Here is a 13,775-nt window from a genome sequence, read left to right on the forward strand (position 1 = left end):
AAAGATTGAGCATTGCTTAAATATAGTTGATAGCAGGAAGATTGGAAGAAGCCGGGGTAGTCCTCCCGAAAAATAAACGGCTTGAATGTTGAAAGTTTTTCAACATTACCTGCATGGCATTTGTGTGGAAGGCCTTCGATTGCGTAGGCCTGGCAGCTCCCGAAGTGCTATTTCGCTGGTATGGGAGTCGACTGGAAAGAAGATCGTTTTCGCTGTGCGCTCTGGTTCTGCAACAGTTCCGCAAATTGCGAGGATGGCACCGCTTCACTGTAGTAAAAACCCTGGGCTGCCTTGCAGCCGCTTTCTTGAAGAAATTGCGCCTGCTGCAGCGTTTCCACGCCTTCGGCCAGAACCTTGAGCTGCAGGCTCTCCGCCATGGCGATAATCGCTGTGACCAGTGCCTTGTCGTTTGGGCTGGTCAGGAGCCCGTGGATGAAGGCCTTGTCGATCTTCAGGACATCGATCGGAAATCGCTGTAAATAGGCCAGGCTGGAATAGCCTGTTCCAAAGTCATCCAGCGAGAGATGGATGCCCATCTCGCTCAAGCGGTTGAGGACCGCAAGATTGTCCTCACTGGGTTGCATCAGGATGCTTTCGGTGATTTCCAGATCAAGCGCATCAGCCGGCAATGCGAATTCCTCAAGAATCATCGCAACCTGCACATGCAAATCGCCCTGTTCAAACTGGCGAGGGGAGAGATTGATCGCTACCCTTAATTCCGGGCTGCCATGATTGCGCCAATGCTGCAGTTCAAGACAACATTGCCTGAGCAGCCATTCGCCGATCGGCAGAATCAAGCCTGTCGATTCTGCGATGGGTACAAACCTGGCGAACGACACGGGACCGCATCCCGGTTGCTCCCAGCGCAACAATGCTTCCGCAGAGTAGATATTGCCGGTTTCCATATCCACTTGCGGCTGGTAATAGACGGCAAGCTGCTTGTGCATCCATGCATGACGCAACTGGTTTTCAAGCGCAAAGCGATCCTTGACGGCTGCGTCGAGTGATGTCGTATAGAACTGGTAATTGTCGCGCCCTTTCTTCTTGGCTTCGAACATGGCCGCATCCGCCGCGCGCAGCAAAGCAACGGCATTTGCGCCGTCATAAGGATGCATGCTGATGCCGATGCTGGAGCTGATATGCAGTTCGTGTCCATTGACTGAAAAGGGCTGCTTCATGGACCACAGAACCTTTTCGGCAATCAGGATGGCATCGCTTCTGTCATGCAATGCCGGGAAGAGAAGGACAAACTCGTCTCCGCCTGCGCGCGCGATACTGTCTCCGTGTCGCAGACAACTTTCCAGGCGCCTTGCCGTCATCTGCAGCAGCCGGTCTCCGATCTGGTGCCCCAAGGAATCGTTAATGCGTTTGAAATCATCCAGGTCAAGAAAAAAAACCGTGACGTGATGATGGCTGCCAGCTTGTACTTGCATAATGCACTGGTCAAGCCTCTCTATTATGGATCTTCGGTTGAGAAGGCCGGAGAGCGCATCGTGCTGCGCCAGGTATTTGATGCGCTTTTCAGCATGTTTTCGCTCGCTCAGATCGAGCACGAAAGATACCCCTTCCTGGTGCGAACCCTCTATGAACGTGCCGCCAATCATTACCGGCACACGCTCGCCATCCTTGCGCAGGAATTCCTTGTCATAGGACACAAAGCGAGAGGATTTCTTGAGCTGAAAAAGCGCATTCTGGTCGCGCTCCAGATATTCCGGAGGCGTAATTGCCGCCAGATCTATCTTTCCGGAAATCAGATCGTTTCTGCCATGACCGATGATCGACAAAAACGCGTCATTTGCATCGACCACGCCCGTATCGATATCCCAGAAAAAAATCCCGATGATATTGGCATCGACAAGGCTGCGAATTTGCGCCTCTCTCGTACGCAATTCTGCTTCGACCTGTTTGCGCTCGCTGATTTCCTCGTTTAACTGGATATTGGCTTCAGTCAGCGCAGCAGTCCTTTCTCGAACGCGCTCTTCCAGACTTTTCTGCAGTCGGGCCAACGTCAGATGTGTGTTTATCCTCGCCAGCACTTCTTCCTCTTGCAGAGGTTTCACGACATAGTCGATTGCTCCGGAAGAAAATGCCCTGACCTTGTCCAATACCTCATCGGCAGCACTGATGAAAATGACAGGAAGGCTTCGGGTGCGTTCATTGGCTTTGATCTGCCGACACACTTCATACCCATCCATTTCAGGCATCATGACATCGAGAAGGACAAGGTCAGGAAGTGTTGTTTGCAGGAATTGCAGGGCATCTTTGCCGCTGATGGCGGGATGGGCAGTGTAGCCTTGAACACCTAGCATGCGTATCAAGAGACGCAAGTTGCCGGGAGTATCGTCTACAACCAGAATTTTTCCCATTGGGGGTTTTTGTCCGCCGTCGGATAAAAAGTCCATAGTTACCGCCTTTTGGTTATTCTGGTCTTAGCGCTGTTCAGCGTCAATGACGAAGTTCCAGAATAATTCAGCGGCTAAAGCTTGCGCAAAGGCGGGGCAAAAAATCGTGTCGCGATTGAACTTTTTCCATTGCTCAGCAGATTGATCAGCCAGTGCTGATCTTCAACATTCCGAAAGCCTCCTGATCCTTCTTCCTTTTTCCACTTGATTGCTGCTCAGATGGTTTCCGCCTCAGTCCTGATCGCCCCGCAGGGACACTCCGACACACAAATCCCGCATCCCTTGCAATAGTCGTAATTGATCTCGAACCGCTTTCCAGGCCCGAGCTTGATTACCGCATTGTCCGGACAGACGCCGTAGCAGTTGTCGCACTCGAAGCAGTTTCCGCATGAGAGACAGCGGCGCGCCTCGAACTGCGCATTGCCTTCATCGAGTCCACCCAGCACCTCGTCGAATGTTGATTGCCGCCGGATGATGTCCAGCACCGGCTGCACGGTCTTCGGCGCATCCGCGTAGTACCAGGTGTTGAGTTTGTCGAAGGTGGCCAGTTCGTGTTTCGGCGGCGCCTCATATCTTGCGCCGCGCAGCCAGGCATCGATGTTGCGCGCGGCTTTCTTGCCGTGGCCGATAGCCACCGTCACCGTGCGCTCCGCCGGCACCATGTCGCCGCCGGCAAAGATGCCGGGATGGGACGTCATCATGCTGCGGTCGACCTGCACCATGCCATCCTTGACCGCCAGCCCGGGCACGTTCGCCAGCAGCGACAGGTCCACGTCTTGTCCCAGCGCCAGCACCAGCGAATCGGCCTCGATGGTTTCGAACTCGCCCGTCGGCTGCGGGAAACCGTTCTCGTCCAGTCGCATCTTCTCGACCGTGAAGCCGTCTTCGCCGGCTTCCTTGATGGTGGACAGCCATTTCATCATCACGCCTTCCTGCAGCGCTTCCTCGACCTCGAAATCATGCGCGGGCATTTTCTCGCGCGTGCGGCGGTAGACGATGATCGATTCTTCCGCGCCAAGGCGCTTGGCGGTACGAGCGACGTCGATGGCCGTATTGCCGCCGCCATAGACCACCACGCGCCGGCCTAGCAGGGGCTTATCCTCGCCTTCCATGCTCTTGAGTACGGAGACCGCATCAAGGATCTTGTTTGCATCTCCCGCCGGGATATAGGCGCGTTTGGCGACATGCGCGCCGACGGCGAGGAAGACTGCGTCGAAGCCGCCGTCCTTCATTGCAGCCTGCACGTCGTCGACCTTGCGGTTGAGGCGGATGGTGACGCCCATGGCTTCGATGCGCCGGACTTCGGCATCGAGCACATCGCGCGGCAGGCGGTATTTCGGAATGCCGAAACGCATCATGCCGCCGGTGAGCGGGCCGGCTTCGTCGATCGTGACCTCATGGCCGAGCAGGCGCAGGTGCCATGCAGCGGAGAGGCCGGAGGGACCGGCGCCGATCACGAGTACCTTCTTGCCGCTTGCCGGTCCCGGTTCCACCGTCCAGCCGCGCCGGATGGCTTCGTCGCCGAGGAAGCGTTCCACCGCATGCACATTCACCGGCTCGTCCAGGCAGCCGCGATTGCAGGCGGACTCGCAGGGGTGGTAGCAGACGCGGCCCATGATGGCCGGCATCGGATTGTTCTTCACCAGCTCGCGCCAGGCCTGTTCGTAGTCGCCGGACTCGGCATGGTAGAGCCAGGCCTGGATGTTTTCGCCGGCAGGGCAGGCGTTGTTGCAGGGCGGAAGACGGTCGACATAGACCGGGCGATTTGTCCGCCAGGAGCCGGTGCGGTTGGCCAGCGAGGAGCCGACGTCGAGCGTGATGGCAAAGGGTTTGTCCATGTCAGCGGTCCTCCAGCAGTGCAAATTTCCTGATGTTCCTGTCTGCCATCGCCTGGATGCGGGCGATGGTTTCTACCGCCGGCTGCTTGCCGAACAGGTGGGCGTAGCGCTTCTGCAGCTTCAGGTATTCCTCGACCGGTACGCGCTGGCGGATCTTCTGCGAGGCCACGACTTCGCCGTGCTCCGCCTCGAACAAGGGAAACAGGCCGGTTTCCACCGCGAGCCGGGCAAGACGGATCGTGTCCTGAGAGACTGCGCCCCAGCCGAGCGGGCAGGGCACGAGGATATGGATGTAACGCGCGCCGCGTATCGTCATCGCCTTGGCCACCTTCGTTTCCAGGTCGCGCAGGTAGGCGACCGAAGCGGTGGCAACATAGGGAATCTCGTGGGCCATCGCGATCTGCGGCACGTTCTTGCCCTGTCCGAAGGTTGCGCCGGGCTCGGGGCCGACCGGCATGGTCGTCGCGGTGCGGGCGGCAGGCGGTGTGGCCGACGACCGCTGCACGCCGGTATTCATGTAGCCCTGGTTGTCGTAACAGATGTAGAGCACGTCATCGTTGCGCTCGAACATGCCGGACAGGCAGCCGAAGCCGATATCGGTCGTGCCGCCGTCGCCGCCCTGGGCGATCACGCGCACGTCCTTGCGGCCCTTGACCTTCATCGCCGCTGCGACGCCGGTGGCGACCGCCGAGGCATTGCCGAACAGGGAGTGGATCCAGGGAATCTGCCAGGACGTCTCTGGGTAGGGCGTGGAAAACACTTCGAGGCAGCCGGTCGCGTTGGCAGCGATGACCTGGTTGTTCGCGGCACGCATCGCCGCATCGATGGCGTATCGTGCGCCCAGTGCTTCGCCGCATCCCTGGCAGGCGCGGTGGCCGGAGTTGAGCGAATTGGTGCGGGTCATGTTGGCCTGCACCGAGCGTTCATCCGGCGCGAGCAGGCGGTTGCCGACAGTGAAGGTGCCGGTCTGGTAGAACTTGACGGGTTGCTTTTCCATGGCCGGCTCCTCAGTGCGCGTTGCCGGCGGCAATGTCGCGCAGGATGTTTTCCGCGGTCGGGCCGGAGCGGCGTTCCTGCTTCTCGCGCTCGATTTCGCGGTTCACGACGTTCTGGTTGAGGTCGAGGAAGGTGAGCGGTTCCAGCGTGTCCTGCTGCGCTTTCTCGAACAGGCTGCGCAGGCTGGTCTTGGTGATCGGGCGGCCGCCGAGTCCCGCGACGACGGTATAGGCGCGGACCTTCGTCCCCGCCAGCGCCATGTGCAGGTCGTGCGAGACGACGCCGCCGATGCCGAGCGACAGTGCCTTCTCGAGCACAACGATGCGTTCGGCATTGCACAGCGCATCGTGCAGCTGGCGCGTCGGGAAAGGCCGGAAGGAACAGATCGACACCGCGCCGATGGACTCGCCCTGGTCGCGCATGTCATCGATGACATCCTTGATCGTGCCGATCACCGACCCGAGCGCCACGACGATGGTCTTCGCATCCTCGCAGCGATAGGTCTTGATAAGGTCACCCGCCTTGCGGCCGAACTGCTGCTCGAACTCGGCGGACAGTTGCGGGATCAGTTCCAGCGCACGCATCTGCTTGTAGTGCGCGAGGTAGCGGACTTCCATGAAGGCATCCGGTCCGACCATCGCGCCGATGGAGACGGGCTGGCGCGGATCGAGGACCTGGCGCGGCTCGAACGGCGGGATGAAGGTATCCACCTGCTGCTGGCTGGGGACGTCGATGCGTTCGTAGGCATGCGTCAGAATGAAGCCGTCCACGCACACCATCACCGGCATCGACAGCTCTTCCGCCAGGCGGAAGGCCTGGATGTGCAGGTCGACCGCTTCCTGGTTGTTTTCCGCATAGATCTGGATCCAGCCGGCGTCGCGCATCGACATGGAATCCGTGTGGTCGTTCCAGATGTTGATCGGCGCGCCGATCGCGCGGTTGCCGATGGTCATGACGATCGGCAGGCCGAGGCCGGCGGCGTTGTAGACCGCTTCAGCCATGAACAGCAGACCCTGGCTGGCGGTCGCGGTATAGGTGCGCGCGCCGGCGGCGGACGCGCCGATGGCCACGGACAGCGCGGCGAATTCCGATTCGACGTTGATGAACTCGCAGTTCTCCAGTTCGCCCGACTTCACGATTTCGCCCAGGCCCTCGACGATGTGAGTCTGCGGGGTGATCGGGTAGGCGCAGATGACTTCCGGGCGGCATAGCGCAATGGCTTCCGCCATGGCGTGCGATCCCTCGGTTTGCTTAAGCATGGCTGGCCTCTTTCATTTCTTCCTTGACGAAGGCATAGGCTTCGCGCGCGGCGGCGATGTTGCCGTCGGCGATTTTCGACGGGAACTTGTCGCGGATGGCGGCGCAGACCGAATCGATGTTCACCATCCCGCTGATGGCGGCGAAGCCGCCGAGCAGCGCGACGTTCGGCAGCGGCCGGCCAACATGCTTGAGGGCGAGTTCGGTTGCCGGGACAGTACACAGGCGTTCCGGGCGGTAGCCCTTCACGAAATCGCCGATGCCGAGTTCCTCGAAATTGCGCGTGGAGTTGATGAGGATGTAACCCTCCGGCGAGACGCCGGAAAACAGGTCGACCTGATGCAGCAATGTCGGGTCCTGGATGATCAGCGCATCGGGATGCATGACCGGTTCGCGCAGGCGGATTTCCTTGTCGTCGATGCGGCAGAAAGCCATTACCGGCGCGCCCATGCGCTCCGATCCGAAGCTTGGGAAAGCTTGCGCGTGCTTGCCTTCGAGGAAGGCGGCGACGGAAAGCATCTCCGCTGCGGAGACGACCCCCTGGCCGCCGCGGCCGTGGATTCGGACTTGGAATAGCATGAGGGGCTCCTGGTGTTGCTGGCAGTCGCTCGGGGGCGGGCGACTGCTGTGTTACTTTTGACTTCCTTTCCCCGTCATTCCCGCCTTCGCGGGAATGACGGGGGGGAGGGCGGTTGGCGCGTAAAGCACCCCACCCGCCCTCGAACTTCCATTACCGCAACGACGCGTTGATCTTCTCCAACGCAGCCGAACCCGGGCACAGCGCCTCATCCCCGAGCTGGTTCAAAGGTTTTGCCACGGTATTCAGGTGGTCATGCATATCCGAAGCGCTCGGATCCACATACAACAGCCCGGTCACGATCTCGCCCATCGCATGATGTTTCTGCAGATGGTTCATCGCCGCCACGCGATCGCTCGCATCGTAGCTCTCGTGCAGCTTGCGCAGGCGCAGCACCGAGCCGTCATGCTGCGTCACTTCCTGCACGGTGCCCGGCGCATACTCGGTCGTGATTTCTTCACCCGGAGTGAAGAAGTCGATGCGGTTGACCGCTTCGTTGTGCTCGCGCACGTAGTCGTAGCTCTTCGTCGAACCATGGTGGTTGTTGAAGGTCACGCAAGGCGAAAGCACGTCGATGAATGCAGCGCCCTTGTGCACCAGCGCGGCTTCGATCAGGGGAACGAGTTGTGCCTTGTCGCCGGAGAAGCTGCGGGCGACGAAGGTGGCGCCCAATTGCAGCGCCAGTCCCACCAGGTCCACCGGGGCATCGGAATTGACGACGCCTTTCTTGGACTTGGAGCCCTGGTCTGCGGTCGCCGAGAACTGTCCCTTGGTCAGGCCATACACGCCGTTGTTCATGACGATGTAGGTCATGTTCACGCCGCGGCGCATGATGTGCGCGAACTGGCCGAGGCCGATCGAGGCGGAATCGCCGTCGCCGGACACGCCGAGATAGGTCAGGTCGCGGTTGGACAGCGCGGCGCCGGTCAGCACGGAAGGCATGCGGCCGTGGACCGTGTTGAAGCCGTGCGAGCCGCCGAGGAAGTAGGTCGGTGCCTTGGACGAGCAGCCGATGCCGGACAGCTTGGCGACCTTGTGCGGTTCGATATCCATGTTGAAGCAGGCCTGGATGATGGCCGCCGAAATGGAATCGTGGCCGCAGCCGGCGCACAGCGTGGAGACCGGGCCTTCGTAGTCGCGGCGGGTATAACCGGCCTTGTTGACTTGCAGGCTGGGGTGATGCAGTTTCGGTTTAGCGATATAAGTCATTGCGCCACCTCCTTGAGCGGGCTGAACAACGCCAGGCGCGAAGCGATGGCCTTGGTGATGAAACGTGCGGTGATCGGCGTGCCGTCGTAGTGGATGACGGAACTCAGTTGCGCCGGGTCGATGCCGCATTCGGTGATGAGCATGTCTCGCAGCTGGCCGTCGCGGTTCTGCTCGATGACGAACACATGGTCGTGCGCTTCGATGAAATCGAGCACGCTCGAATGGAACGGGAAGGCGCGGATGCGCATCGAGTCGATCGCATGGCCTTGACGCTCCAGCACGTCGAGCGCTTCGTACATCGAGGGGCTGGTCGAGCCGAAGTGGATCACGCCGAACTTGGTCGGCTTCGATGCTTTCTTTACTTCCGGCATCGGCACCAGGTTCTTGGCGGTCTCGAACTTCTTCTGCAGTCGCTCCATGTTGTCGACATAGACCGGGCCTTCCTCGCTGTAGCGCGCATAGCGGTCCTTGGTCGTGCCGCGCGTGAAGAACGCGCCCTTGGTCGGGTGCGTGCCCGGATAGGTGCGGAACGGAATGCCGTCGCCGTCCACGTCGAGATAGCGGCCGAAATCCTTGCCTGCCTCCAGGTCTTCATAAGTCATGACCTTGCCGCGGTCCATGCGCTTGCTGTCATCCCATTCGAAGGAATCGCACAGACGCGAGTTCATGCCGATATCGAGGTCGGACATCACGAACACCGGCGTTTGCAGGCGGTCGGCGAGGTCGAGGGCGGCGGCGGTGAAGTCGAAGCATTCCTTCGGGTCCTGCGGGAACAGCAGCACATGCCGGGTGTCGCCGTTGGACGCATAGGCGCATTGCAGGAGATCCGACTGCTGCGTACGGGACGGCATGCCGGTGGACGGGCCGCCGCGCTGGACGTTGACCAGGGTGGCCGGCACTTCCGCGAAGTAGGCGAGGCCGAGGAATTCCGTCATCAGCGAGATGCCGGGGCCGGAGGTCGCGGTAAAGGCACGCGCGCCGTTCCAGTTGGCGCCGATCACCATGCCGATGGAGGCCAGTTCGTCTTCCGCCTGCACGATGGCGAAATTGTGCTTGCCGGTTTCCGGATCGATGCGCAGCTTGTGGCAGTACTTGTCGAAGGTTTCCGGAATCGACGACGACGGCGTGATCGGGTACCACGCGCAGACGTTGGCGCCGCCCCAGACCGCGCCGAGCGCGCATGCCTGGTTGCCGTCGATGAAGATGCGTTTGCCGACCTTGTCCGCACGCTTGACCTTCAGGCCCATCGCATTGCAGTCGAGATTGGCGAGAGCGTAGTCGCGGCCCATGTGCAGCGCCTGCACGTTCGAATCCAGCAGCTTTTCCTTGCCGCGATACTGCTCCGCGAACAACTGCTCGATGACCTTTTCGTCGATGCCGAGCAGGGCGGCGAGGGCACCGATGTAGATGATGTTCTTGAACAGCTGGCGCTGGCGCGCGTCGGTATAGGCGTCGTTGCAGATCTGCGTGAGCGGCATGGCGAACACGGTGATGTCGCTGCGCATGCGGGATGCGGGAATTTCGCGGGTGCTGTCATAGAACAGGTAACCGCCGGCATCGATCTCCTTGAGGTCGGCATCCCAGGTCTGCGGGTTCATCGCGACCATCAGGTCGCAGCCGCCGCGGCGGCCGAGATAGCCGGATTCCGAGACGCGCACTTCATACCAGGTCGGCATGCCCTGGATGTTGGACGGGAAAATGTTGCGGGGGCTGACCGGCACGCCCATGCGCAGCATGGAACGGGCAAACAGCTCGTTGGCCGAGGCCGAGCCCGAGCCGTTGATGTTGGCGAACTTGACAACGAAATCGTTGGTCGCCTGGATCTTTTGAGTCATCGCGCTTGCTCCTTGTTACGCGGTTTTGCGCACTTGCGCGATATGCTTGTCACGGCAGTTCGGGCCGGCCTGCGTGGTGCAGAGGGAGAACTTCTGCATGTCCCACGCGCCGGTCGGGCAGCGCTCTGCGCACAGGCTGCAGTGCAGGCACAAGTCCTCGTCCTTGACCATGACACGGCCGGTTTTCAATGCCGCCGAGACGTACAAGGGCTGGGACGGGTTCAGCGAGGGTGCTTTCAGGCGGGTGCGGAGGTCGCTTTCCTCACCGTTGTCAGTCATCGTGAGCGCGTCCATCGGACAGATGTCGATACAGGCGTCGCATTCGATGCAGCGGCTCGCGGTGAAGATCGACTGCACGTCGCAGTTGAGGCAGCGCTGCGCTTCCTTCGCGGCCAGTTGCGGCGTGAAGCCGCGTTCGACTTCGATCTTGATGCTCTTGCGCGCGACGTGGAATTCTTCCAGCGGCACCTTGTGGCGGTGGTCGAGCGAGACGACATTGTCGAAGCTCCACTCGTGGATGCCCATCTTCTGGCTCACCAGGTTGACCGACGGCGGGGGACGGACGGCGACGTCTTCGCCATTGAGGAAACGGTCGATGGAGACGGCCGCTTCATGGCCATGCGCGACGGCCGTGATGATGTTCTTCGGGCCGAAGGCTGCGTCGCCGCCGAAGAAGATGTTCGGCAGCGTTGCCTGCATGGTCTTCTTGTCGACCACCGGCATGCCCCAGTCGTCGAACTGCAGGCCGATGTCGCGCTCGATCCACGGGAAGGCGTTTTCCTGGCCGACGGCGATCAGCACTTCATCGCATTCGACAAGTTCGTCCGGATCGCCGGACGGGACGAGGCTGCGCCTGCCCTTGTCGTCATACACAGCCTTGACCTTCTCGAACACCATTCCGGTCAGCTTGCCGTTTTCATGCGTGAAGGACTTCTGCACCATGTAGTTCAGGATCGTGATGCCTTCGTGCATCGCATCTTCCTTCTCCCACGGGCTGGCCTTCATTTCCTCGAAGCCGGAACGGACGATGACCTTCACGTCTTCGCCGCCGAGGCGCAGGGCGGAGCGGCAGCAGTCCATCGCCGTGTTGCCGCCACCGAGCACGATCACGCGGGGCGCCACCTTGGTCACATGGCCGAAGGAGACGGAAGCAAGCCAGTCGATGCCGAGGTGGATATGCGCTGCAGCTTCCTTGCGGCCGGGGGCGTCGAGGTCGCGTCCGCGCGGTGCGCCGCAGCCGACGAAGATCGCGTCGTAGCCTTCGCCGAGCAGCGCCTTGAGGCTCTCGATGCGCTTGCCGGAGCGGAAATCCACGCCCATGTCGAGGATGTAGCCGGTTTCTTCGTCAATGACTTCGTCCGGCAGGCGGAACTTCGGAATCTGGCTGCGCATGAAACCGCCAGCCTTTTTCTCGCCGTCGAAGACGGTGACCTTGTAACCCTGGACCGCGAGGTCGCGGGCGACCGTCAGCGATGCCGGGCCTGCACCGACGCAGGCAATGCGTTTTCCGAAGAGGGGTGCAGGTTTGGGCATGCGGACGCTCACATCGGATTTGTAATCGGAAGCAGTGCGCTTGAGGCGGCAGATAGCCACCGGTTCGTTGCTGTCCGCACTCTCGACACGGGAGCGGCGGCAGCCGGTCTCGCAGGGGCGGTCGCAGACGCGGCCCAGCACGCCGGGGAACACGTTGGCGCGCCAGTTCAGCATGTAGGCCTCGTTATAGTGGCCCGCTGCGATCAGTCGCAGGTATTCGGGGACGGGGGTATGTGCCGGACAGGTCCACTGGCAGTTGACTACCTGGTGGTAGAAATCCGGATTACTGATGTCGGTCGGCTTCAATGCGCTCTCCTTGGCGAGGCACCTGCTCTTGCAGCGTGCGTTCATATTTGCGTGCCATGCACGCGGGATGGCGGCGGGATGCGTCTATCCCTTCGCCGTTGCCGAGAAAATACAGTGACGCCGGTGTTCGAGGCAGTGTATGGAGCGGGAAATTTGAATTGATTGATTCAGGTCAAAACCGTCCGGAATGGATGCGGCAATCGATGCGGCACTGCGGCAATCAAGCCGGCCTGTTGGCGCGCCATTGCGCTAGCGCGGGAGAGATGTCGTGCAAGTGGAAGTGTGCGACACCCTGAGGGCGGCGGCGGTTGAGGGCCGGGCAATGGCCGCCGGTCCAGATCTCCGTGTGAGGCGGCAATGCCATGCGGAGGTCGGCCAAAGCTTGCAGGGCGTGGGCTGCCGGGGCTGACGAAGAAAATGACAAGGCGACAATATCCGCGCATTGCGAAGCGGCTGCTTGCGCAATCTCTCCGACCGGAGTCTGCACACCGAGCGATACGCAATGTGCGCCCTCGAGCGTAAGGATCGCCTCGGCCATGAGCAGCCCGAGGGAATGCGGTTCGCGCGGCGTGGTCGTGAGCAGGACAAGCGGGCTGCGCCTCGGATTGGCCGCGGGGATGGCGGCGATGGCCTGGCGCAGGACGGACTGCATCGCTTCGGTGTACAGGTGTTCTTCGAAGACCGCGAGGCGGCCGCTGGCCCACTCGGCACCGACGAGGGTGGTCAGCGGCGCGACCACCTCCGTCACGAACGCGTACATGCCCATGCGCAGCAGGGATTGGGCGAGCGCCTGCCGGAGTTCGTCGAGACGGTGCTCCCTGCACATGCCGATGTAACGCACGAGTGCGCCGGGGGGCTCCGGAAGCGCGGCATCCGCGGCAAGTGCATGCAGTTTGTCGGGGGCTTCTCCGACGAGCTTGCCCGGCCGGTATCCACGATCCATCAGCTTCTTGATCAGCTGCAGCTTTTCCACCTGGTCCGGCGGGTAGGTGCGCTCGCCACTCTCGTCCCGCTGTGGCAGCGGGAAGCGGTAGCGTCGTTCCCAGACGCGCAGCGTGTCCTTCGACAAGCCTGTTTCGCGTTCGACAGACGCAATGCTGAGGTGGGAGGGCGGGGGCGGCATTTTCAGTTGTGGCCTAGTGTGCTGTCAACTTGTTAATGTGCATTCTAGGCGGTTTTTGTCCAAGACAATAGCGGAATTTTTTCGAACCAAGCAAATGCCAGGCTGTCCATATCAATGTCCTTCAGCCGGAATCATCCGGCCTGCGAGGTATTCCATGCGGGCACGATTCTCGTGCCCGGGGTTTCGTGTAAACAGGAGGCAGTAATGGCTACAACAGTTGATGGACACATGCATGAGCGGCGCCACATTCCTGAAAGAAGGGCGGTGGCAGGAGGGCAGAGCGCGAGACGGTGGAACGCGATGGACTGGATTTCAACCCTGCTTCTCGTCGTGGGCGGCTTGAATTGGGGGCTGGTCGGTTTGTTCGGCTTCGATCTCGTGGCGGCGCTGTTTGGAGAGATGAGTGCGTTGTCGCGCGTAGTGTATGTACTGGTCGGGTTGTCCGCCCTCTACACGCTGTTTGCGGCGAAGAAAATGTCGCATTCTTGATTGCTGTATGACAAGCGGCATCTGGCCCGGCACTGGTGTGCCGGGCTTTTTTTTGCCTCCAGATGCAAATTGTTTCTACCAAGAATATACGATTTGTCTAGGACAAAATGAGTGCCCCTTTGATGAATCACAAAGGACAGAGGAGGCGTCGTCCTATGCTTTTCTGGCAGGGCGCACCTTCGCCTTCCCGGCACCATTCTTCAGGAGACC

At 60.7% G+C, this 13,775-nt stretch carries 10 protein-coding genes; 1 reads left to right on the forward strand and 9 read right to left on the reverse strand.

Annotated elements, in window-relative coordinates:
* Window positions 1-167: 167 nt before the first annotated feature.
* The 9 genes from AC3WOY_RS24780 to AC3WOY_RS24820 all read right to left on the reverse strand — a co-directional run bounded on the left by AC3WOY_RS24780 (window position 168) and on the right by AC3WOY_RS24820 (window position 13,076).
* Entirely contained in the window at window positions 168-2,402 is a 2,235-nt protein-coding gene (locus AC3WOY_RS24780; RefSeq protein ID WP_492428678.1) for an EAL domain-containing response regulator, read from the reverse strand.
* 215 nt (window positions 2,403-2,617) lie between these two features.
* Window positions 2,618-4,240, reverse strand: a complete 1,623-nt coding sequence (locus AC3WOY_RS24785; RefSeq protein ID WP_492428680.1) for an NAD(P)-binding protein — start codon at window positions 4,238-4,240, stop codon at window positions 2,618-2,620.
* Between the two features lies 1 nt (window position 4,241).
* A complete protein-coding gene (locus tag AC3WOY_RS24790) occupies window positions 4,242-5,237 on the reverse strand; it encodes a thiamine pyrophosphate-dependent enzyme (RefSeq protein ID WP_492428682.1) in 996 nt (331 codons plus the stop codon).
* A gap of 10 nt (window positions 5,238-5,247) precedes the next feature.
* A complete protein-coding gene (gene porA, locus AC3WOY_RS24795; protein ID WP_492428684.1) occupies window positions 5,248-6,495 on the reverse strand; it encodes a pyruvate ferredoxin oxidoreductase in 1,248 nt (415 codons plus the stop codon).
* Complete coding sequence (locus tag AC3WOY_RS24800) at window positions 6,488-7,072, reverse strand: 2-oxoacid:acceptor oxidoreductase family protein (RefSeq protein WP_492428686.1); 585 nt, start codon at window positions 7,070-7,072, stop codon at window positions 6,488-6,490. The genes porA and AC3WOY_RS24800 overlap by 8 nt, the downstream gene beginning before the upstream one ends.
* A 151-nt stretch (window positions 7,073-7,223) precedes the next feature.
* Window positions 7,224-8,279: a 2-oxoacid:ferredoxin oxidoreductase subunit beta gene (locus tag AC3WOY_RS24805; RefSeq protein WP_492428688.1), complete on the reverse strand. Its 1,056-nt coding sequence runs from the start codon at window positions 8,277-8,279 to the stop codon at window positions 7,224-7,226.
* The gene (locus AC3WOY_RS24810; protein ID WP_492428690.1) at window positions 8,276-10,114 is read right to left on the reverse strand and encodes a 2-oxoacid:acceptor oxidoreductase subunit alpha; all 1,839 of its coding nucleotides are present in this window, start codon (window positions 10,112-10,114) and stop codon (window positions 8,276-8,278) included. The genes AC3WOY_RS24805 and AC3WOY_RS24810 overlap by 4 nt, the downstream gene beginning before the upstream one ends.
* 15 nt (window positions 10,115-10,129) lie before the next feature.
* Entirely contained in the window at window positions 10,130-11,953 is a 1,824-nt protein-coding gene (locus AC3WOY_RS24815) for an FAD-dependent oxidoreductase (RefSeq protein ID WP_492429401.1), read from the reverse strand.
* 220 nt (window positions 11,954-12,173) lie between these two features.
* On the reverse strand, window positions 12,174-13,076 hold the full coding sequence (locus AC3WOY_RS24820) for a MerR family transcriptional regulator (protein ID WP_492428692.1): 903 nt from the start codon (window positions 13,074-13,076) through the stop codon (window positions 12,174-12,176).
* A 204-nt stretch (window positions 13,077-13,280) separates the two neighbouring features.
* On the opposite strand from AC3WOY_RS24820, the gene AC3WOY_RS24825 reads away from it, so the two are divergent.
* A complete protein-coding gene (locus AC3WOY_RS24825; protein ID WP_492428694.1) occupies window positions 13,281-13,565 on the forward strand; it encodes a DUF378 domain-containing protein in 285 nt (94 codons plus the stop codon).
* Window positions 13,566-13,775 lie beyond the last annotated feature (210 nt).

This window comes from Noviherbaspirillum sp. FW303-A3, from assembly GCF_058788695.1.